Annotated in this window: 25 protein-coding genes; 10 read left to right on the forward strand and 15 right to left on the reverse strand. The window is 74.5% G+C overall.

The genetic code is table 11. From position 1 onward, the window contains the following. Window positions 1-143: 143 nt before the first annotated feature. The 6 genes from PATMI_RS0121500 to PATMI_RS0121525 form a co-directional block, all read right to left on the reverse strand. A complete protein-coding gene (locus PATMI_RS0121500; RefSeq protein ID WP_026912402.1) occupies window positions 144-371 on the reverse strand; it encodes a hypothetical protein in 228 nt (75 codons plus the stop codon). Next, window positions 368-1,132, reverse strand: a complete 765-nt coding sequence (locus PATMI_RS0121505) for a sigma-70 family RNA polymerase sigma factor (RefSeq protein ID WP_026912403.1) — start codon at window positions 1,130-1,132, stop codon at window positions 368-370. The genes PATMI_RS0121500 and PATMI_RS0121505 overlap by 4 nt, the downstream gene beginning before the upstream one ends. Window positions 1,133-1,397: 265 nt before the next feature. Next, window positions 1,398-1,775, reverse strand: coding sequence for a hypothetical protein (locus PATMI_RS0121510; RefSeq protein WP_026912404.1), 378 nt, complete (start codon window positions 1,773-1,775; stop codon window positions 1,398-1,400). 215 nt (window positions 1,776-1,990) lie between these two features. Next, complete coding sequence (locus tag PATMI_RS35240) at window positions 1,991-2,383, reverse strand: Na-translocating system protein MpsC family protein (protein WP_051472121.1); 393 nt, start codon at window positions 2,381-2,383, stop codon at window positions 1,991-1,993. 69 nt (window positions 2,384-2,452) lie between these two features. Next, window positions 2,453-2,899: a Na-translocating system protein MpsC family protein gene (locus tag PATMI_RS0121520; RefSeq protein WP_026912405.1), complete on the reverse strand. Its 447-nt coding sequence runs from the start codon at window positions 2,897-2,899 to the stop codon at window positions 2,453-2,455. A 164-nt stretch (window positions 2,900-3,063) separates the two neighbouring features. Then, window positions 3,064-3,285, reverse strand: a complete 222-nt coding sequence (locus PATMI_RS0121525) for a hypothetical protein (protein ID WP_026912406.1) — start codon at window positions 3,283-3,285, stop codon at window positions 3,064-3,066. Window positions 3,286-3,653: 368 nt separating this feature from the next. On the opposite strand from PATMI_RS0121525, the gene PATMI_RS35245 reads away from it, so the two are divergent. Then, entirely contained in the window at window positions 3,654-4,064 is a 411-nt protein-coding gene (locus PATMI_RS35245; protein ID WP_051472122.1) for a VOC family protein, read from the forward strand. Between the two features lie 20 nt (window positions 4,065-4,084). Here PATMI_RS35245 and PATMI_RS0121540 read toward each other — a convergent pair whose 3' ends face one another. The 3 genes from PATMI_RS0121540 to PATMI_RS0121550 all read right to left on the reverse strand — a co-directional run bounded on the left by PATMI_RS0121540 (window position 4,085) and on the right by PATMI_RS0121550 (window position 7,089). Beyond that, complete coding sequence (locus PATMI_RS0121540; protein ID WP_026912407.1) at window positions 4,085-5,728, reverse strand: RecQ family ATP-dependent DNA helicase; 1,644 nt, start codon at window positions 5,726-5,728, stop codon at window positions 4,085-4,087. Between the two features lie 45 nt (window positions 5,729-5,773). Continuing rightward, on the reverse strand, window positions 5,774-6,838 hold the full coding sequence (locus tag PATMI_RS0121545; protein WP_026912408.1) for an NAD-dependent epimerase/dehydratase family protein: 1,065 nt from the start codon (window positions 6,836-6,838) through the stop codon (window positions 5,774-5,776). A gap of 65 nt (window positions 6,839-6,903) precedes the next feature. Continuing rightward, on the reverse strand, window positions 6,904-7,089 hold the full coding sequence (locus tag PATMI_RS0121550; RefSeq protein WP_026912409.1) for a hypothetical protein: 186 nt from the start codon (window positions 7,087-7,089) through the stop codon (window positions 6,904-6,906). Between the two features lie 64 nt (window positions 7,090-7,153). On the opposite strand from PATMI_RS0121550, the gene PATMI_RS32220 reads away from it, so the two are divergent. Continuing rightward, a complete protein-coding gene (locus PATMI_RS32220; protein WP_084270142.1) occupies window positions 7,154-8,110 on the forward strand; it encodes a DNA-formamidopyrimidine glycosylase family protein in 957 nt (318 codons plus the stop codon). 15 nt (window positions 8,111-8,125) lie between these two features. Here PATMI_RS32220 and PATMI_RS0121560 read toward each other — a convergent pair whose 3' ends face one another. The 5 genes from PATMI_RS0121560 to PATMI_RS0121580 all read right to left on the reverse strand — a co-directional run bounded on the left by PATMI_RS0121560 (window position 8,126) and on the right by PATMI_RS0121580 (window position 11,873). Beyond that, a complete protein-coding gene (locus tag PATMI_RS0121560; RefSeq protein ID WP_026912410.1) occupies window positions 8,126-8,512 on the reverse strand; it encodes a Na-translocating system protein MpsC family protein in 387 nt (128 codons plus the stop codon). A 115-nt stretch (window positions 8,513-8,627) separates the two neighbouring features. Continuing rightward, window positions 8,628-9,467, reverse strand: a complete 840-nt coding sequence (locus PATMI_RS32225) for a GGDEF domain-containing protein (RefSeq protein ID WP_036726249.1) — start codon at window positions 9,465-9,467, stop codon at window positions 8,628-8,630. Beyond that, the gene (locus PATMI_RS32230; protein ID WP_051472124.1) at window positions 9,464-10,213 is read right to left on the reverse strand and encodes a sigma-70 family RNA polymerase sigma factor; all 750 of its coding nucleotides are present in this window, start codon (window positions 10,211-10,213) and stop codon (window positions 9,464-9,466) included. The genes PATMI_RS32225 and PATMI_RS32230 overlap by 4 nt, the downstream gene beginning before the upstream one ends. Window positions 10,214-10,455: 242 nt before the next feature. Then, complete coding sequence (locus tag PATMI_RS35250) at window positions 10,456-11,409, reverse strand: YciE/YciF ferroxidase family protein (RefSeq protein ID WP_051472125.1); 954 nt, start codon at window positions 11,407-11,409, stop codon at window positions 10,456-10,458. Window positions 11,410-11,624: 215 nt separating this feature from the next. After that, the gene (locus PATMI_RS0121580) at window positions 11,625-11,873 is read right to left on the reverse strand and encodes a hypothetical protein (RefSeq protein WP_026912411.1); all 249 of its coding nucleotides are present in this window, start codon (window positions 11,871-11,873) and stop codon (window positions 11,625-11,627) included. 202 nt (window positions 11,874-12,075) lie between these two features. On the opposite strand from PATMI_RS0121580, the gene PATMI_RS0121585 reads away from it, so the two are divergent. Genes PATMI_RS0121585 through PATMI_RS0121610 form a run of 6 tightly spaced genes read left to right on the forward strand, consistent with a single transcriptional unit; the run spans window position 12,076 to window position 17,994 of the window. Further along, entirely contained in the window at window positions 12,076-12,744 is a 669-nt protein-coding gene (locus tag PATMI_RS0121585; RefSeq protein WP_026912412.1) for an HAD-IA family hydrolase, read from the forward strand. Between the two features lie 8 nt (window positions 12,745-12,752). Continuing rightward, the gene (locus PATMI_RS0121590; RefSeq protein WP_026912413.1) at window positions 12,753-13,976 is read left to right on the forward strand and encodes a sedoheptulose 7-phosphate cyclase; all 1,224 of its coding nucleotides are present in this window, start codon (window positions 12,753-12,755) and stop codon (window positions 13,974-13,976) included. An 8-nt stretch (window positions 13,977-13,984) separates the two neighbouring features. Next, entirely contained in the window at window positions 13,985-14,812 is an 828-nt protein-coding gene (locus PATMI_RS0121595; protein WP_051472126.1) for an O-methyltransferase, read from the forward strand. Between the two features lie 44 nt (window positions 14,813-14,856). Further along, on the forward strand, window positions 14,857-16,152 hold the full coding sequence (locus tag PATMI_RS0121600; protein ID WP_084270410.1) for an ATP-grasp domain-containing protein: 1,296 nt from the start codon (window positions 14,857-14,859) through the stop codon (window positions 16,150-16,152). 2 nt (window positions 16,153-16,154) lie between these two features. Further along, entirely contained in the window at window positions 16,155-17,219 is a 1,065-nt protein-coding gene (locus PATMI_RS32240; RefSeq protein WP_211241771.1) for a D-alanine--D-alanine ligase family protein, read from the forward strand. Further along, window positions 17,209-17,994 (forward strand): TauD/TfdA dioxygenase family protein, encoded by a 786-nt coding sequence (locus PATMI_RS0121610; protein ID WP_036726253.1) that lies wholly within the window; start codon window positions 17,209-17,211, stop codon window positions 17,992-17,994. Before PATMI_RS32240 ends, PATMI_RS0121610 begins: the two co-directional genes overlap by 11 nt. A 12-nt stretch (window positions 17,995-18,006) precedes the next feature. Here the strand turns inward: PATMI_RS0121610 and PATMI_RS0121615 are convergent, their stop codons facing one another. Beyond that, window positions 18,007-19,011, reverse strand: coding sequence for an iron-containing redox enzyme family protein (locus PATMI_RS0121615; protein WP_026912417.1), 1,005 nt, complete (start codon window positions 19,009-19,011; stop codon window positions 18,007-18,009). Window positions 19,012-19,149: 138 nt separating this feature from the next. Between PATMI_RS0121615 and PATMI_RS0121620 the strand changes: the two genes are divergently transcribed. Both PATMI_RS0121620 and PATMI_RS0121625 read left to right on the forward strand, forming a co-directional pair. Beyond that, window positions 19,150-19,893: a HemK2/MTQ2 family protein methyltransferase gene (locus tag PATMI_RS0121620; RefSeq protein WP_084270145.1), complete on the forward strand. Its 744-nt coding sequence runs from the start codon at window positions 19,150-19,152 to the stop codon at window positions 19,891-19,893. Beyond that, window positions 19,890-20,117, forward strand: coding sequence for a CDGSH iron-sulfur domain-containing protein (locus PATMI_RS0121625; protein ID WP_026912419.1), 228 nt, complete (start codon window positions 19,890-19,892; stop codon window positions 20,115-20,117). The genes PATMI_RS0121620 and PATMI_RS0121625 overlap by 4 nt, the downstream gene beginning before the upstream one ends. Window positions 20,118-20,137: the final 20 nt, after the last annotated feature.

A 20,137-nucleotide genomic window follows, 5' to 3' on the forward strand; every position in this document is an offset into this window, starting at 1 on the left:
GCCTCGAGACGCGGACGAACGGCCGCGCCTTCCGGCGCTCGCGGAAGGTGAACGACCGGACCGTGTCGTTCAGGAAGGTCGACATCTCGCCGGACGTCCCGCCCATCAGCTCCTGGACCACCGCGACCGACGGGCCCCGTGGGTCAGGTTCCGGTGCCGAGGCGCCGGGCGTCGGTCGGGGCGTAGGGCGCGTACGCACGCAGCGCTCGGCGCGCGGCGGCCACGCGGCGACGGTCCGACCGCACCGGGCCCGAATCGGCGGCGGCACGGTCCTGCGCGTCGGCGTCTCGGACGGCCGCGAGCACCCGCGACACGTCGACGTCGGACGTGCCGGTGCGCTCGCCCACGGAGTCGGGGGCCGGCGCGCTCACGCCGCCACCGCCCGGTCCGCCCCGGGCTCGAGATGGGCGCGCATCTGCGCGGCGGCGTTCTCGAGGATGCGGGAGATCTGCATCTGCGAGACGTTCACCTCGGCGCCGATCTCGCGCTGCAGCATCTCGTCGCGGTATCGCATGTCGACGACCTTGCGGTCGCGTTCGCTGAGCACGGCGAGGGCGTCGTCGAGCAGGTCGACGTCCTCGACGTGCCCGTAGCCCTTCTCCGGACGACCGAAGGTGTCGAGCAGCTCGCGGTCCTCGCCCGAGGGGAAGCTGAGCGAGTCGATGCGGAAGCAGCGCGCGGCACGCCGGGCGTCGACCACCTGCTCCTCCGTGGTCTCGAGCCGGCGGGCGAGCTCGGCGGTCGTGGCGACGTCGCCCCCGCGCTCGATGACCGCCTCCTCGGCGGTGACGCGCGTCTGGAGCTCCTTCATCGACCGCGGCACGGCGACCGACCAGCAGTGGTCGCGGAAGTGGCGCTTCATCTCGCCGGTGATCGTCGGCGCGGCGTACGCCACGAAGCGGTGCGGTCGGGAGAGGTCGAAGCCCTCGATCGCCTTCACCAGGCCGAGCATCCCGACCTGGACGAGGTCCTCGAGCTCCTCGCCACGCCCGGCGTACTTGCGGGCGAACGAGCGCACCATCGGCGTGAACCGGTGCACGAGCTCGTCGTACGCCGCCCGGTCGCCGCGGTCGCGGTACCGGCCCAGCAGCTGCTTGTCGCGCAGGTCGCGCAACGTCGCGTCTTCGACCATGGGTGTCCCTTCGAGTGATGAACCGTGAGAAGCGGCATCGCTCGAGCCGAGATCGGCCGCGAAGGACTGTCCACCTGGAGCTGAAGTGCGCCGCCGCCCGGGGGGCCGCGGACGTCCGACCCGTGAGCCTCTGGTCGAGGCGGGGGCGGGAGGCGACCTGATCGGCAGCGCTATACACCTGTTCCCCGTTCCGACCGTCCGAAACACCGGATCGCCGATCGGGCCGAAGACATCCGATCGGCCTCACGGCCCGTAGTGTGCGCGTTCAGCGCCCCTCCAGGCGTTCGATGAGGTCGAGCGTCAGGAACAGGGCGTCGGAGATGCTCCGGCGGGCTCGGTGGAGCTCCGGTACGTCCGCACCGTCGAGGCGGCGCCGCGTGGCGCCGGCGACCTGGGACTGGAGATCGCGCAGCGCGCCCGTGAGGACCTCGACCCGATCGACGTCCACCGGTCCACCGACGTGGACGCCGTGCGTGATCGCCCGGAGGTCCGCGAGGATCAGGTCGGCGCGGGCGCGCAGCCCGTCGGCGCCGCGGACGTCGAGGCCTCCGGCGTGCCGATCGTCCGGGGCGGGTCCGTCCCGGTTCGCGAGGCGGGTCGCCGGGGCGGCGGGACGTCCGGCGCGCGGGTCGTCGAGGGGCACAGTGGATCCTTCGCGTTCGGGTTCGGGGCCTCCTGTCGGCGGGCGATGCCCGCCGGCGGTCCTGCCTCACGCCTCCCGGAGCTCCCTGGTGAGATCCCTGCGACTCGTGCGTCCGGGCTCGTCGCCGAGCCCGATCACCGGAGAGTACGACGCGGGGGGCCGGTCGGTTGCACCCGGTCCGCCGACCCGACGCCCGCGGAGCGGGTGCACCGTCGTCAGTCCCCGTGGTCGTCCACGGGTTCCGGGTCGCCTGCCGACCCGAGCACGAACACCTCGCACATCATGTCCGGATCCTGGTGGTTGCCGGACATGAAGCCGACCACGGGACGGCCCGTCGCGTCCTCGACGACCTGTTCGAACCGCCGGCGCAGGAGCTCCTGGAACGCCATCCGCTGCTCGATCACGGCCGCGCCGTGGCCGGCCTCGAGCAACGTCGCCTCGACACGGGTGAAGCCGCCGCGGAGGATGCAGACGACGAGGTCGTCCGCGTAGTAGCTCCGCACGCGCGTCGGACCGCGACCGTAGAACTCCTTCAGCAGCCCGACGAGGCCGTCGGAGACCGCCGTCAGGACGTCCCCGCGGTCGGGGTGCGGCCGTCGCGCGTTCATCGTCGGCCCGTCCGGACGCCGGTCGTCCGGGTCATGCCGTGCGTCGAGGACCGGACCGTCCTGCGTCGTTCACGGCCGGTCCGCCCCGCGGTCCTGCGGGGCCCCCAGCACGAAGACCTCGCACAGCATGTCCGGATCCTGCTGGCTCCCGCTCATGAAGGCGATCACCGGCCGTCCGGTGGCGTGCTCCACGACGGCCTCGTACCGGTCGCGCATCATCGCCTGGAACTCGCGCCGCTGCCGAAGGACCGCCTCGCCCCGGCCGCCGTTCAGGAGCGTCTCCTCGACGCGGGTGAACCCGCCGCGGAGGATGCAGACCACGAGGTCGTCCTCGTAGTACGACTTCGCCTGCGTCGGTCCCTTCCCGTAGAACTCCTTCTGCAGGGCGACCAGGCCGTCGGAGATCGCGGTCAGGACGTCGCCGCGCTTCGTCTGGGTGTGCTGTGGCGCTGGTACCGGGGACCTCGGGCGGAGGGGTCGGTCGGGTGGTGTGCTGGGCTTCTCCGATGCGGGCATGCGGACTCCGGTCGCGACGACGTCATGGACCGGAAGTCAGACCGCGCGATCCTCGACGACACGGCGCCGAACCTCGCTGGTTGCCCTCCTCGGCAAAAAGTAGCCCGCCGGGGTCGGGCGTGTCGAGTCCCCGGCGTCGGCGTCGGTGCTCCGACGGCGGACCGTCACGTCCTGCGACCGTCCCCACCGGCCGGGTCGGGCCGCGCCGGAGGATCGTCGGGCCCGTCGCCGGCCGCGGTCGGTCGGCGGTCGGCGAGGCGGCGCACCTCGTCGTCGAGGCGCCGACGGGTCGCGTCGAGGGCGTCCCGCAGGTTCGTGAGCGCGCTGACCGTCGCCCGTCGGAGCTCGGCATCGACCGCGGCGGGTCGGCGTTCGTGGTCGGTCATGGGGCCTCCGGTCGCTGGCGCGGGTGGACCAGAAGTCGATCGGCCGGTACTCGTCCGGGCGGACGAACCCCGGCGCGGGGCCCTCGGCGTTCGGGGGCCGCCCCGGTGCCGGCCGCGCACGAGCCGCCGGTGCCCTGAGGACCCTCCTCGCGCAACGCTAGCACCGGGTCGGGCGCCCCCGAAGGAGCTGCCCGGTGCGCCGCCGGTGGACGCACACGCGGACCGACGTCGCGCCGGGAGCGCCGAGGACCGCCGGGAGCTCCGGCCCACGTCGCGCGGGCTCGCGGGGCGGGTCCGGGGCGACGCAGCGGGTAGTGCACCTGCATGCCCCGCCCCGCCTCCCGACGCCGCTGCCGGCACGACCGCTCATGGACGTGAACGACGTCGTCGAGCTGACCCTCGAGTCCGACGACCCCGAGGCGCTGGAGCGGTTCTACGTCCGGGCGTTCGACCTCGAGGTGCTCAGCGAGGAACGCGACCGGCGGTGGCTGAAGGTCGGCGAGCGCACGCGCCTGGGGCTCTGGAGCCCGGGCCGCAAGGAGTTCGGCGACCAGGGTGGCCGGCACGTGCACTTCGCGATGTCGGCCACCCCGAACCGCCTCGACGCGATCCACCGGCGGCTCACCGAGGAGATGGGACTGGAGGTCGAGGGTCCCGAGGAGCACGACGGCGGCGACCGCTCGCTCTACGTCCGCGATCCGGCGGGCAACCTGATCGAGGTCTGGGACTTCTTCGAACGCGGGAAGGGCGCCCGCGAGGGGGCCGACGGGCTCGGCTGAGCGCCGCCGGACCCCCGGGGTCAGTCCGCCGCGGTGAGGATCCCGCGCTCGACCACCAGGTCGACGCCCAGGGTCCGGTAGCCCGCGTCCTGGAACAGCACGGTCATCCGCCCGTCGCCGTAGCGCTGCACGACCCCCGGGCCCCACTCCTCGTGCCGGACGGTGGCCCCGACCGCGAACGGCCGGTGTTCGTCGTCCTGCGTCGCGGTCCGGCCCTCGGCGCAGTTGTCGCACGCGCCGCACGGGCCCGCGAAGTCGTCGCCGAAGTACGAGAGCAGGACCGCGCGCCGGCAGTCGCGCGTCTCCGCGTAGGTCCGGACCATCGCGATCCGCGACTCCTCGTAGGCCTGCCGGTGGCGCCCGGCCTCCTCCGCGGTCCCGACCGCCTCCTCGAGATCGTCGGGCGGGGCGAGCGGCGCGACCCGTCCGTCGGGGAGCACCTCGACGGCGCCCGCGTCCTCCAGGCGACTCACCGCGGTCGTGACCTTCGAGGCGGTCAGGTCGATCTCGTCCGCCAGGCGGACCGGGTCGACCGCGTCCCCGAGCGCCCCGACGACCGTCGCCACGCGTTCGATCTGGTCGCCGTCGACCTGCCCCGCCCCCGCCTGGAAGCGCCGAAGCCCGAGGTCCTGGGGCCGGTAGAACAGCACTGCGGAGGCGGGCTCGCCGTCGCGACCGGCACGCCCGATCTCCTGCAGGTAGGCGTCGAGCGACGCGGACGGCGCGTCGTGGAGGACGAAGCGGACGTCGGGCTTGTCGACGCCCATCCCGAACGCGATGGTCGCCACGACGACGCGGACGCCGTCCGCGAGGAACGCAGCGAGGACCTCCTCGCGCTCGGCGGACGGCATCCCGCCGTGGTAGTGCCGTGCATCGACCTCGCGGTCCCGCAGCGCCTCCGCCAGCTCCTCGGCGCCCTTCCGCGTCGCGACGTAGACGAGGCCGGAGCCCGTGCTCGCCACGAGCTCGTCGAGCAGCGCCTCGTCCTTGGCGCGCTCGTCCTCGTACCGGCGGACCTCGAGCCAGAGCTCCGGACGGTCGAAGGCGCCGATCACGACCTCCGGGTCCTCCATGCCGAGCCGGGACGCGATCTCGTCGCGGACGGGCGGCGCCGCGGTGGCGGTGAGGGCGAGGACGGGCAACGGCCCCGTCCTCGCCCCGGACAGGAGCGTCCGGGCGCCTCCGAGCCGCAGGTAGTCGGGCCGGAAGTCGTGGCCCCACTCGGAGATGCAGTGCGCCTCGTCGACGACCAGCAGCGCCGGCGACGTCGCCGCGAGGTCCTCGAGGACGTCCGGGTTCGTCAGCTGCTCGGGGGCCAGGAGGACGAAGCGGGCACGGCCGTCGGCGAGACGCTCGAGGGCGTCCCGGCGGGCCGGCGCGCCCATCTGCGAGTTCAGCGTCACCGCCAGGTCGTCGTCGCCCGAGCGGTCGTTCAGACCGGCGACCTGGTCCTGCTGCAGTGCGATCAGCGGCGAGACCACGACCGTCGGCCCGTCGAGCTGCAGTCCCGACAGCTGGTAGATGGCGGACTTGCCCGACCCGGTCGCCATCACGACGAGCGCGTCCCGCCCTTCGACGACCGCGGCGATGGCGGTGCGTTGCTCCGGGAGCAGCTCCTCGATGCCGAGGGTGTCGCGGGCGAGCTCGTCGAGGGCGTCGGTCACCGCGGGTCCGTACCCACGCCGCCGCGACCGCACCCCCGGTCGGGATCAGGCGCCGCCGCCAACGCCGGAGCGCACCTCGCCGGTCCGCCACGGCCCTCCGGCGTCGGGATGGAGCGGCGGGGTGTCGCCGCCGGCGCGGTCGCGGAGGCCCTCGAGCAGCTCGAGCAGGACCTCCGGTCCATCGTGGACGGGCGCCCAGCCCAGGCCGCGGATGCGGTCGGTCGAGAGCAGCGGCGAGTCCATCGCGAGGTCCAGCCAGCCCGGCGGCGTCGGCTGCGCGCGACCGAGCCACGTCGCCTTCGCGAGCAGGCGCAGCGCCCTCGCCGGGACGGGGACCGGCACGCCGCGCGGCCCTCCGAGCACCCGGGCGATCCGACGCGGCGTCAGCACCGGCTCCGTCGCGACGTTGTACGCCCCGCGGGCGTCCGCGTCGAGCAGCACCAGGCGGTAGGCCTCGGCGACGTCGTCGGCGTGGACCGCCTGGAACCGCAGCGCGGGCGGGAGCGGCGCCACTGGGATGCGGCCCGGGCGGACCAGCGCGCTCGGCCAGAACGGGCCGAGGAAGTAGCGGCGGATCTCCTGGGCGGCGGACCGCTGGAAGATCAGCGCCGGGCGCAGGCGCACGAGACGCACCTCGGGGTGCCGGCGCTCGAAGACGTCGAGGAGGCGCTCCGCGGCGACCTTCTCGCGCGAGTAGAACGACGTCGAGATCCCGACCGTCGGCCAGCCCTCGTCGACCCGGAGCGTCGGGTCGCCCGGGTGCGGGCCGTAGGCGGCCAGCGACGACGCGTGCACCAGGACGGGGACGCCGGCGGCCGCGACCGCCTCGAGCACGCGTCCCGTGCCGCCGACGTCGGTCTCCCGCGTGACGTCCCGCCGGCGCGACGGCTGGATCCGCCACGCCAGGTGGACGACCGCGTCGGCGCCTGCGAAGAGCCCGGCGAGGTCGTGGTCGCGCACGTCGCCCGTCACCCAGGTGACCCCCGGGGACGTGTGCTCCGGGGCGCGCCGGGCGAAGCCGGTGATCGCGGTCACCTGCGGCTCCGCGACCAGCGATCGGACGAGCGCGGTCCCGACGTTGCCGGTTGCTCCGAGGACGACGACGTGCATCGGCGCTCCCTACCCGCGGATCGCGCCCCGCACCGAACGGCACGGGGCCGCGTCGCGCGGAGGCGTCACCACGCGGGCGGGGTCTCCTCGGGGGTGTTCTCGGTGCCGACCTGCTTCTCGGTCTGCGCCTCGCCGGGCTGCTCGTCCTCACCGCCGGACCGCTTCGCGGCGTCGGGGACGCTGACGGCCGGACCGGACTCCGGGTCCACGCCGCCGTCCGTCTTCTCGGGATCGGGGTTCGGATCGGGCATCGGATGCTCCTCTGGTCGTGTGGCGGGATCGCCGTCCCGGCGGCTACCCGGTTCGCGGCCGGCCATGGGTCGGTCGTCGAGCGGACCCCGACGCGGGCGGCCGCGCGACCGCAGGACCGACGCAACCCGTCGCCACGGGCGCCACGTACCGGGGTACGTGTCGGAGGGCGACTCGATCCACCACCTGGCGCGCCGGCTCCGGCCCGCCCTGGTCGGGTCGCCCATCGAGGGTGCCTGGCATCCGGGACCCCGGATGCGGGGGCGCGGATGGGACCGGGCGCTCCGCGGCGCGACGGTCACGTCGGTCGCCGCACGCGGGAAGCACCTGCTGATCGCCTTCGACCGGCCGCTGGTCGTCCACAGCCATCTCGGCATGAGCGGCTCCTGGGTCGTGTGCGAGCACGGGGAGGCATGGACGCGACCCCCGGCCGCCGCGTGGGTGGTGCTCCGTCGTGCCGGTCGCGACGTCGCCCAGTTCGGCGGTCCCTTCCTGCGCCTGCGGGAGCGACGGTCCGTCCTCGCGGACCCGAACCTGCGCCGGCTCGGTCCGGATCTGTGCGTCGCGCGCGAGGTCGACGTGCGCCGCATCGTCCGGAGGCTGCGGGACGACGACCCGGAACGGCCCGTGGGCGACGCGTTCCTCGACCAGCGCACGATGGCCGGGGTGGGCAACGTCTGGAAGGTCGAGGTCTGCTGGGCCCTGGGCGTCAATCCGCTCGTGCCCCTCGGCGTCGTCACCGATCGGCAGCTCGGGGCGATGGTCGAGTGGATCGCGCCCCGGATCCAGCGCTGCGGCCGGCTGGGGACGCACCTGCGTCCCCGGGAGATCTACGGCCGCGCGGGTCGGCCCTGCCCACGGTGCCGCACCCCGATCGTCCAGCGCGGCTCGGGCGAGAACAACCGCCGGACCTTCTGGTGCCCCGCCTGCCAGCCCGGCCCCTCGCCGCCGCAGCTCGGTCGGGTCCGGGTACCGTCCCGGACGCCGGCCTCCCCGGGCGACGATGCACGACGGAGGGCGTAGGGCGGCCCGGCGACCTCAGGGCCGCTCGAGCACGAGGACGATCGCGCCGAGGTCCGGGTCCTGGCACGTGTCCGCGAGCACCGCGACGACCTCCCGGCCCAGGACCTCCGAGACCGCCACGCCGAGGGTCGGGGCGATCATGTCGCCGAACGCCCGGCGCTGGTCGCGGACCGCCTCGGACCGGCCCGCCTTCCGCAGCGACTCCTCGACGATCGAGAAGCCGCCGCGCAGGACCGCCAGCACCGAGTCGGGGTTCAGGTGCACCTTGATGCTCTCCGGGCCCCGCCCGTACTGCGCCTTGTACGCCGCCGAGATCGCGTCGGCGATCGCCTGCCGCTCCGACCGCTCGCGTGGCAGGACTTCGGGGACGATGGCGGGCGGATCCTCCGGACGCGCGGTCATACGAGACCCGTACGTCCGGCCCGGCCCAGTGGTTGCAGGGACCGAGCATCGGGTGCGCGCGACCCCGGCGTCCGCCCCGCGACCGCCGACCGGCCGGGGGCCCGGACGGCACCGCTCACGCCGTGGGGTGGTCCTCGTGCGTCGGGGCGGCGCTGCTGTCCAGCGCGACGAAGTCGCGGTCGTCGCGGATGCGGTGCCACCGGACCACCGCGTCCAGCTCGGAGTACATCGAGCCCAGCGTCACGTCGAGGATGTCCGCGCTGTCGTCCATCTGTCCATCCGGTGCGCCCGCGAGGACGACGAGCAGCCTGGAGCTCCCCCACCGGCCGAGGATGGCGGGAGGCGGGAACAGCTCGCGCAGCAGCATCGCGACCTTCGCGAGGTCCTGGTCGGGGACGAGGTCCGCGGACGTGCCGGGGGCGGCGAGCTCGACGCGGACCGCAGCGACCGTCCGGCGCTCGAACACGAGCTGCCGCATCTGCTGCTCGAGGCTCGCCCGGTTGCGGAGCCCGGTGACGTCGTCGTGGGTGGCGTGGTGCTCGAGCGCGCGCTCGGCCAGCCGCTGCGGGGTGATGTCGGTGTGCGTGACGATCGCCCCGATCCCGGGGAGCTCCATGCGGACCGCGAGGAGCCGGAACCACCGGAGCTCGTCCGGGGCGTGGCAGTCGTAGTCGTGCTCGAACCGCGAGCGTCGTCCGTCCAGGACGGCGCGGAGCCCCTCGGCGATCGGGTCCGTGGCGTCGGGATCGTCGCAGGGGACGGCACTCGCGGCGACGTAGTCGACGCCGATCCACTCCGTCGGATCGCCGCCGTTGTCGAGCGAGAACCGCTGCCATGCGACGTTGACGTGCACCACCCGGCCGCGATCGTCGAGGAGCACCACGTGGTCGCTCACGACGTCGAGCGCGGCGACGACGGCCGCCAGGAGCGCGGGACGGGGACGGGAGTCGGTCATGCGGAGCGGGCGGCGTCGTCGTCCGCGACGACGATCGCGGAGTCGGTGTCGAGGTGGTCGGCCATGTCCATGAGGGAGCGGTTGAGGATGCGGGAGATCTGCATCTGGGACAGCCCGATCTCCGTGCCGATCTCGCGTTGGAGTCGCTCGTCGAAGTACCGGAGCTGCACGACCTCGCGGTCGCGGGGGCCGAGGATCGACAGCGCGTCCTCGACCTCGTCCTGATCCTCGACCTCCCTGTACCCACGCTCGACGGTGCCGAGACGGTCGCCGAGGGTCGATCCCTCGTCGCCCGCCGACCGGAAGTCGAGCGAGTCCGCGCTGTACGCCCGCTGGACCGCCTCGGCGTCCTGGATCTGCTGGACGGTCAGCTCGAGGATCGACGCCAGCTGCTCGCGCGTGGCGTCCGGGTGCTCGGCCCGGGCGCGGGAGACGCGGACGTGCAGCTCCTGCGCCGATCGCGGCACCTTGACGTCCCACGTGTGATCGCGGAAGTGGCGTTTGATCTCGCCGCTGATCGTGGGCCGCGCGAACGCGCCGAAGCTCGCTCCGGGCTGCGGCTCGAACCGCTCGATCGCCTTCACCAGCGCGAGCAGGCCGACCTGCAGCAGGTCCTCGATCGGCTCGCGGCCCCGGGCGTGCTGCTGCGCGACGTGGCGCACCATCGGCCGGAACCGCACGACCAGCTTCTCGAGCCGTCGCGGATCGCGGGTCGACCGGTAGAGCCGGATCAGTGCGAGATCCATCGCGTCTCGCTCGCGATACGAGCTGTCGGAACGTCGGTCCTGTGCCATGCGGCGCCAATCGCGACCCGGTGCGGGCCGTAGTGGGACTGGCCGCCCGGCAACCTGGACTCGACGCCCTGGCCCACCCAACGGATACGACACCTCGGCGGACGCGCCGCCCGGTCTTCACCGGAGCGGACGCCAACCGACTCGCAGCCAGCCTACCCCACCGCGTCCTCGCCGGTGCCCGCCGCGGCCGCGACTCAGGCCTTCTGGCCCCGCGGCTCCGTGGCCGTCAGGACGCCGGTGCGGGCCCGGTGCGCACGCTCGTAGGTGCCGACGCGGTCGACGAGGTCGGCGTCCGCGGTCAGCAGAACCGCGCGGACCTCGTGCACGGCGAGCTCGTCGTAGTTCGCCCACGGCTTGTCGTCCGTGTCGTCGTGCTCCGGCGCGTCGTCGCCGGTCGTCGGCTCCGGGGCCGCGTCCTCCGTCGGCTCCGGCGCGGCCGCGCTCACGGTATCGGCGGCCTCCTCGGTCTTCGCCTTCGCCGCTGTGGCCGCCGCGGCGGCGGAGCTCTTGGCCTTCGCCGCTTCCTGCGTGGCGGTCTCCTTCGCCTTCGCCGCTCCCTGCGTCACCGTCGTGGTGGCGGCCTTCGCCGCCTGCGCGGCCCCGGTGTCCCCGACGTCGTAGGACCCGGCACCCCGGACGTCGGCGTCGAACACGGCGTCGGTCAGTCGCGGGATCTCGTCCAGGATCCGGTCGAGCATGCGCTGCTCGTCGCGCAGGATCGACTCGGCGAGCTCGGCGGTCTCGGCGTCGCCGGCGCGCTCGGCCAGCTGCCTGATGGCGGTGTACGTCGCGATCTCGAGCGCCTCCGTCGCGGCGGCGTCCTTCGCGTTCTTCAGGACCTTCTCCTCACCGCCGCTCCCGCGGAGGAGGTCCAGCGGGGTCTTCGCGAGCGCGAGGGCCTGTCCGACGACCGCCTCGGTCGTGCCGATCGCCAGCGCGACCGGATCGAACCCGGACTGCAGGCCCTTCGCCCGTCGGTGCACGCGGGAGGCGTGCTGCCGCGTCTCGCCCAGGTGCCGCTCGAGCCCCGAGCGGAAGGGCCCCTCGGGCGTCATCGCGATCTGCGACTGGAGCACCCGGACCAGGGCCAGCTCGCTCGCGCGGGCCTCCTTGAGGTACTGCACGATCTTCTCGTCGGCCGTCGTCATCGTTCTCCCGCGGGTGGTGGTCGTCAGCGCGCGTCCCGGCGCCGACCACACCCCGGTCGACCGAAGTGCCCGGGGTCCCTACCCCGGTGGGGCGCGCACACCGCGCACCGGTCGAACCGCACACGACCGACCGGGGCCGTGCCGCGATCGCGGCCCCGGGACGGCACCCCGGAGCCCGGAGCGGCCCGACCGGCCGGGCCGCGTCGGCCGGGACCTCACCCCTCCTCGAGGAGCTCCGCGTAGGCGTACTCGACGTCGCCCTCCAAGCCGCTCGCGTCGGTCGACAGGCGGTAGAGCTCGCGCCCCGCGCGCTCCTCCCCCTCCGCCACCGGGTCGCCCAGCACCGGTCCGTCCGGCCCTGCGCTGAGCACGACCAGCTCGTCCGCGCGGTCCTCGTCGATCGACAGGCTGCCGCCGTCGAACGGTCCTCCGTGGAAGTGCGCGGTCACGGTCGGGCGCGGCATGACCGCACTCTCTGCCCGCCGCCGACGCCCCGCAATCGTCGTGCTCCCCGGGCCCGTCCGACCCCGTCCGCCGGCGTCGGACGGATCCGCGGAGGAGGGCAACCGGCACACCGCACCGCCCCGTAGCGACGGCACCCGGGGGCGCTCCAGATCCCCATGGCGGCCCCCGCCGCCGACCGCCCCGCGACCGCAAGGACCCACGATGACCGCCATCCTGTTCGGCTCGATCAGCACGATCGCCGACACCTCCGAGCTCCAGCGCGACGCGTTCAACCGCGCCTTCGAGGAGCACGGGCTCGACTGGAACTGGAGCCGCGTCGAGTACGTCGAGCTGCTGCAGAAGAACGGCGGGAAGCAGCGCATCGCCGAGCAGGCCGAGGCCTCCGGCGAGGACGTCGACGCCGAGGCCGTGCACGCGACGAAGTCGCGGATCTTCCAGGAGGCGCTGGCGGACGCCGAGCTCTCGCCGCGCGCCGGCGTCGTCGAGACCATCCGTGAGGGCCGCGACGCCGGCTACAAGATCGCGCTCGTGACGACGACGTCCGCGGAGAACGTCGACGCGCTCGTGCAGGGGCTCGCCGGGACGGTCGACCGCTCCGACTTCGACCTCGTGGTCGACGCCGGGAGCGTCGAGCGGCCGAAGCCGGACGAGTCGGCGTACCTCTTCGCGCTGAGCACGCTCGGCGAGGACGCGTCGGGCTGCGTCGCGATCGAGGACAACGTCGGCGGCGTCGCGTCGGCCCGGGCCGCGTCGGTCGCCGTCGCGGCGTTCCCCAACGCGAACACCGCCGGCCACGACTTCGAGGCGGCCGACGGACGGGTCGACGAACTGAGCCTCCCCGCCCTCCGCGCCCTGATCCCCGTCGCCTGAGGCCTGCCATGAGCAACGTCGAAGCGAGCTACACCGCCACCGATCGCGAGTTCCGGGTCGAGGGCTACGAGCGGATCGACTTCAGCCTGCTGATCGTCGACGGCGCGTTCGCGGTGGAGAACACCGAGATCGCCGACCACTACCGCGACGCCGGCCGCTGCCTGATGATCGTCGACGAGGCCGTGCACGGCCTCTACCGCGAGACGTTCGAGGCGTACTTCGAGCACCACGGGATCGCGCTGACCGCGTTCCCGATCCGCCAGCACGAGACCGCCAAGTCGCTTCGCACCCTCGAGCGCATCGTCGACGAGTTCGGCCGGTTCGGCCTGCTCCGCAAGGAGGCACCGCTCGTCGTCGGCGGCGGGCTGACCACCGACATCGCCGGGTTCGCCTGCGCGAGCTACCGCCGCGCCACCCCCTACGTCCGCGTCCCGACGACGCTCATCGGCCTGGTCGACGCGAGCGTCGCGATCAAGGTCGCCGTCAACCACGGGCACATGAAGAACCGCCTCGGCGCGTACCACGCGTCGTCGAAGGTGCTCCTCGACTTCTCGTTCCTCAGGACCCTTCCGACGGAGCAGGTCCGGAACGGCATGGCCGAACTCGTGAAGATCGCGGTCGTCGCCGACCTCGGCCTGTTCGAGCTGCTCGAGGCGCACGGCGAGGACCTGCTGCGCACCAGCTTCGGGCACGTCGACGGCACGCCCGAGCTGCTCGAGCACGCGCGGAAGGGCACGTACGACGCCATCGACACGATGCTGCGCCTCGAGGTCCCGAACCTCCACGAGATCGACCTCGACCGCGTCATCGCCTACGGCCACACGTGGAGCCCGACGCTCGAGCTCGTGCCCGAGACGCCGATGCGCCACGGCCACGCGGTGACGGTCGACATGGCGTTCTCCGCGACCCTCGCGGCCGAGCGTGGCTACATCACACCGGAGGACCGCGACCGCGTCCTGCGCCTGATGAGCGGGCTGGGCCTCGCGATCGACAGCCCGTACCTCACGTCCGAGCTGCTCGACGAGGCCACGGCCTCGATCACGCAGACGCGCGACGGGCTGCTGCGGGCCGCGGTCCCGAAGCCGATCGGCACGTGCTTCTTCGTCAACGACGCGACCTCCGAGGAGCTCGCCGCGACGCTGGCCGTGCACCGCGGTCTCTGCGCCGAGCACCCGCGCGGCGGCGACGGCGAGGACATGTTCGTCTCCGCCGGCGCCCCGGCGGTGGGCTGAGCGCCGTCGTGGCCCCGGAGACCGAGGCGACGACGGGCGCGCCGCGCCCCGTCACGCCGGTGGGCATCCTCGCCGCGGAGCTCGAGGCGCTCGTGGCGCGGGTCACCGCCGAGGGCCCCCCGGACGCCGAGCTGCTGGCCGGGCTGGTCCGCGCCCGCGACCTCGCCGCCGGGCTCGACCCGTACGTCGCGGCGTGCACGAGCCCGGAGTCGCCGGCGCTCGCGGCGCTCCACCGTCGGACGGCCGCGGAGGACTGGGGCACGCACGACGGCGGCCTCGGGCTCGAGCAGGAGATGGTCTCCGGCCACGTCGAGGGGCAGGTCCTGCGGTTCCTCGTCCACGCGACCGGCGCGCGGCGGGTGCTCGAGGTCGGGCTGTTCACCGGGTACTCCGCGCTCGCGATGGCCGAGGCGCTCCCGGACGACGGGGAGCTCGTCGCCTGCGAGGTCGACCCGCGGGCCGCGGCGATCGCAGAGGAGTGCCTCGGCGCGTCCGCGGCGGGCGCGAAGGTGCGGATCGAGCTGGCCCCCGCGCTCGAGACGCTCGGGCGCCTCGCGGACGCGGGCGAGCGCTTCGACCTGGTCTTCGTCGACGCCGACAAGGCGGGCTACGCCGGCTACCTCGACGCGGTCCTCGACCGCGGGCTGCTGTCCCCGGACGGCGTGGTCGCGGTCGACAACACGCTGCTCCAGGGGCAGCCGTACCTCCCCGGCGAGCCGACGCCGAACGGCGCCGCGATCCGCGACTTCAACGCCGCGGTCGCCGCCGACCCGCGGGTCGAGCAGGTCCTCCTGCCGGTGCGCGACGGCCTGACCCTGATCCGGCGGGCGGCGTGACGTCGCGGGAGGCCCCGCCGGACACCGGTGACCGTGCCCGGGCGGTGCTGCGCTCCGTCGCCGCCCTCGGCGCGCTGACCGCCGTCCTGCCGCTGAACGCCGCGGTCACCGGGGCGCTGCTGCTGCGCCGCCCGCGACGCGTGCCCGCCGGTCCTCCCGGCGCGGCGCGGAGGACGGTCCTCATCAGCGGCGGGAAGATGACCAAGGCGCTGCAGCTCGCGCGGTCGTTCCACGCCGCCGGGCACCGCGTCGTCCTCGCCGAGACGTCGCGCTACCGGCTCACCGGCCACCGCTTCTCGCGGGCCGTCGATGCCTTCCACGTGGTGCCGCAGCCCGACGCCGAGGACTATGCGCGGGCGCTCCTGCGGATCGTCCGCGACGAGGACGTCGACGTGTACGTCCCCGTGTGCAGCCCGAAGGCGAGCTTCTACGACGCGCTCGCCCGCCGGACGCTCGACGCGCACTGCGAGGTCGTCCACGTCGACTCCACGACGATCGAGACGCTCGACGACAAGGACCGCTTCGCGGCCGCCGCGGCGGGGCTCGGGCTCCCCGTGCCGGACACCCACCGGATCACGGACCCGCGGCAGGTCGAGGCGTTCGACTTCCCGGACGACGGCACCCGGTACGTGCTGAAGAGCATCGCCTACGACCCCGTCCGCCGCATGGACCTGACCCTGCTGCCCCGGCCGACGCCCGAGGAGACCTCGGCGTTCGCGCGGTCGCTGCCGATCTCCACCGGCAACCCGTGGATCCTGCAGGAGTTCGTCGAGGGCGAGGAGTTCTGCACCCACAGCACCGTGCGGGGCGGCCGGGTGCGCCTGCACTGCTGCTGCCGCTCCTCCGCGTTCCAGCTGAACTACGAGCACGTGGACGACCCCGAGATCGAGGCGTGGGTGACGCGGTTCGTCGGCGCGCTCGGGCTGACCGGCCAGGCCTCGTTCGACTTCATCCGCGGCCGCGACGGCGTCGCCCGCGCGATCGAGTGCAACCCGCGCACGCACTCCGCGATCACGATGTTCTACGACCACCCCGGCGTCGCGGGGGCGTACCTCGAGGACGACGGCGACGTGGTCCTGCCGACCGCGTCGAGCCGCCCCACCTCCTGGCTCTACCACGAGGCCTGGCAGGCGCTCCGTCACCCGGCGACGGCCGCGGGCCGCCTGCGGACGGTGCTGCGCAGCAAGGACGCGATCTTCGACCCGGGCGACCCGCTGCCGTTCCTCCTGGTCCACCACCTGCAGATCCCGCGGCTGATCCTCGGCAACCTGCTGCGCGCGAAGCCGTGGGTGAAGGTCGACTTCAACATCGGCAAGCTCGTGGAGCCGGCGGGGGATTGAGCGTGCGCGTCCTGCACCTCGCGGGCTCGCCGACGAGCGCGTTCCACGCCGATCTCTCGCGCCTGTACGCCGCCGACTGCCTCGACGCGATCGCCGGCGCCGATCTCGAGTCGCACGTCGCCTGGGTCGCGCCGGACGGCCGGTGGCGGTTCCCGGACGACCTCTCCCCCGCTGCGATCGCCGGCGCCGAGCCGCTCGCGCTGGGCGACGCCGTCCGTCGCATCGCGGGGCTCGAGGTCGACGTGATGGTGCCCCAGATGTTCTGCCTCGCGGGCATGACCGTCTACCGCGGGCTGTTCGACGTGCTCGGGATCCCCTACCCGGGCAACGGCCCGGACGTCATGGCGCTGACCGCCGACAAGGCGAAGGCCCGCGCGGTCGTCGCGGCGGCGGGGGTCGACGTGCCGCGGGGCGAGGTGCTCCGCGCGGGCGACCGTCCCGGGATCGCACCGCCCGTCGTCGTCAAGCCGGTCGACGCCGACAACTCGGTCGGCGTGACGCTCGTCCGCGACGTCGACGGGTTCGACGCCGCGCTCGCCGGGGCGCTGGACCACGCCGGTGCCGCGCTCGTGGAGGACTACGTGCCGCTCGGTCGCGAGGTCCGCTGCGGCGTGCTCGAGCAGGACGGCGCGCTCGTCTGCCTGCCGCTCGAGGAGTACCGGGTCTCCGACGTGCGCACCGCGGAGGACAAGATCGTCCGCCACGCCGACGGCGATCTGCGCCTGATGGCCAAGGACGCCGCGAGCGCCTGGATCGTCGACGCCGACGACCCGATCGTCGCCGCGGTCCACGAGCTCGCCCGCCGCACGTTCGTCGCCCTGGGGTGCCGCGACTACGGCCTCTTCGACGTGCGCGTGGACCCCGAGGGCCGGCCGTGGTTCCTCGAGGCGAGCCTCTACTGCTCGTTCGCGGAGCAGAGCGTGCTCTGCGTCATGGCCCGCGCGGCCGGCGTCGGCCCGGCGGAGCTGCTCCGCCGGACCGTCCGGCAGGCGCGGACGCGCCGCGCGGACCACGCCCACGGCGGCGGCCCCACCCGGACGACGAAGGAGACGCCCCGTGCAGGTTGAGCCGCTGGACCCCCTCGGAGCCCGGGTGACCGGACTGCGCCTGGCCGACGTCGGCCCGGACGAGACCGACGCGCTGCGCGGGCTGCTCGCCGACCACGGCGTCCTCGTCCTCCCGGGCCAGGACGACGCGGGGGACCCGGAGTTCGTCGCCTTCCTCCGCGGCTTCGGGCCGCTGGCGTTCACCACGGGCGAGGCGTCCGCACCGGGCGCCCCGGACCTCAACGTCGTCAGCAACGTCGGCCGGACCACGCCGCCGAGGAGCACGTGGCACGTGGACACGAGCTACGTCCGCGAGCCCCCGGCCTACACCGCGCTGCGCGCCGTCCGGATCCCCGCGCGCGGCGGTGAGACCCTGTTCTCCGACCAGGAGCGCGCGTACGAGACGCTCCCGGCCGACGTCCGGGACCAGCTCGAGGGACGGAGCATCCTCCACGTCGCGACGGGCGTCGAGCTCGCCGACGCCGACGAGTCCGAGGCGTGGCACCCGATCCTCCGCCCGCACCCGCTCACCGGCCGGCTCGGGGTGTTCCTCACGACCCCGAAGCGGTGCGCCGAGGTCTCCGGTGCGTCGCCGGCGGAGACCGAGCGGGTCGTGGAGCACCTCCTCGGGCACTCGACCGAGCCGCGCAACGTCCTCGCGCACGCGTGGGCTCCGGGCGACGTCGTGATGTGGGACAACGCCCGCGTCCTGCACCGCGCCGACCACTCCGCCGTCGACGGCGACCGCGTGATGCACCGCGGCATGGTGGCGACGCACCACGGCGGCGCGGGCTGAACGCGCCCGGCGTCAGCCGGCGGCGACCGGCGCCGCGCGCAGCGAGCTGCGGCCGTCGGCCCACGCCGCGTCGACCGCCGCCGCGAACCGGCCCTCGACGGCCGCGAGCGCCGCGGCGCCGAAGAGCGCGTCGCACCCGAGCTCGGGGTCCTGGTGCGCCAGACCGCCGGCCAGGTCGACGGCGGCGATGCTCTCGTGCACCGCGTCGGCCTCGACGTGCTCGTCGAAGAAGTCGGTCGCCCGCGCGGTGTCGAACCCGAGCCGGCGCAGCCCGGTCGCGTACCGGCGGCTGGGCACCGAGGAGGTCATCTCCGTCAGCGCGAGGTGCCCGGCGCACGCGGCACGCAGCCGGCGATGCAGGCCGAAGAACGACGCGAGGTTCACGGTCGCCAGCGTCGTCGCGGGCAGGACGTCCAGGTAGGCGCCGTAGCGCGGGTCCAGGTCGAGCTCGTCCATCGTCGCCGCGAAGAGGTCGGCGTGGATGCGGTCGGGCTTGCCGGCGCCGTACTCGTCGACCTGGATCTCGACCATCGCGGCCTTCGGGCGACCCCAGAGCCGCGGCAGCGCGAACGAGTGCGGGTCGGCCTCCTTCAGCTGGTACGCCGAGCGGTGGACCAGGAGCTCGCGGACCTGGTCGGCGTCCGCCTCGCGCTCGACGAACGCCGACAGCGACGGCCCGTCGTCGGCGCGGACGATCTCGCGCAGCGCGTCGTCCATCCGCGACGGGTCGACGCGCTCCGGACGGGGCGCGACGGCGCGCACGTCCTGCTCGAACGCGCGCTCCAGGCGGCCGCGGAGGGCCAGCAGGCCGGGATCCCACTCCCACGCGTCGTCGACGCCGGGGAGCCCGCGATAGTGGAGCTCGTAGCAGCAGTAGAGCGCGAGCTGGACGTCCTCGTCGCCGAGCACGTCGTCGGGCACGCGTTCCTCGGCCGCGACGTCCCCCCGACCCGGTGCGCCCGCGATCACGTCGAGGAGCCGCTCGGTGAGCGGTCCGCGTGCGGTGGGGAGTCCGATCGTGGTCACCGTCGGTCTGTACCCAGCCCGGGCGCTCCCACGGGTCCGGATCGCGGAGACGGTGGGGTCGTCGCCCCGCCGCCGGATGGGAGGCGCCGCGGTGGGTAGCGACGCGCCGTCCGGCCTCGGACCTCCCTCATGCTCGACGACCTCCTGCTCTCTCCCGCCCCGCCCACGACGTCGCGCGAGCCGGTGCCGGCCGCCGACCCGCTGCGGATCCGTACCGCTCCGGGCGTGTACGAGCCGCAGGCCGACTCGTGGCTCCTGGCCCGCGAGCTGCGCCGCGAGGCCCCGGCCGGCCGACGCGTCCTGGACCTCTGCACGGGCTCCGGACTCCTCGCGCTCACCGCGGCGCGGGCGGGGGCCGCCGAGGTCGTCGCCGTCGACGTCTCCCGACGGGCCGTGGCGACCGCCCGGATGAACCTCAGACGCAACGGCCTGCGCGGGACCGTCGTCCGGGGCGACCTCGTCGGCGCGCTGCCGGACGACCGCGGCTTCGACCTGATCGTGTCCAATCCGCCCTACGTCCCGGCCGACGCCGTCGCGGTCCCGGATCGGGGCAGCGCCCGCGCGTGGGACGCGGGCCTCGACGGGCGCCTCGTGCTCGACCGCATCTGCGCCGACGCACCGTCGCGCCTGCTTTCGGGCGGCCGCCTGCTGCTCGTCCACAGCCACGTCAGCGGCGTCGACCGCACCCTCGAGCTGCTCGCCCGGCAGGGCCTGCGCGCCGAGGTCGTGGCACGGCGGGAGCTCGCGTACGGCCCGGTGATGCGCCGCCGCTCCGCCTACCTGCGACGCGCGGGACTGGCGGACCACGGCGACGTCCACGAGGAGCTCGTCGTGATCCGGGCGGAGCGTCCGGCCGGGGACGCCGTCTCGTGAGCCCCGGGGCCGACGACGATGCCGTCCGCATCGTCCCGTACCGCGACGGGCCGCTGATCGTGCGCGGTCCCGTCACGATCACCGACCAGGACGGCGTCGAGATCGACCCCGGGCGGTCCCCCGTCGCCCTGTGCCGGTGCGGGCGGTCCCGGATCCGACCGTTCTGCGACGGCACGCACGCCACCACGCGCTTCCGCGCCCCCAGCGGGCGCGAGTCCCGGTGACCCGGCCCGGTCCCCCGCAG

Origin of the sequence: Patulibacter minatonensis DSM 18081 (genome assembly GCF_000519325.1) — a bacterium.
In the GTDB taxonomy this organism is placed as follows: domain Bacteria; phylum Actinomycetota; class Thermoleophilia; order Solirubrobacterales; family Solirubrobacteraceae; genus Patulibacter; species Patulibacter minatonensis.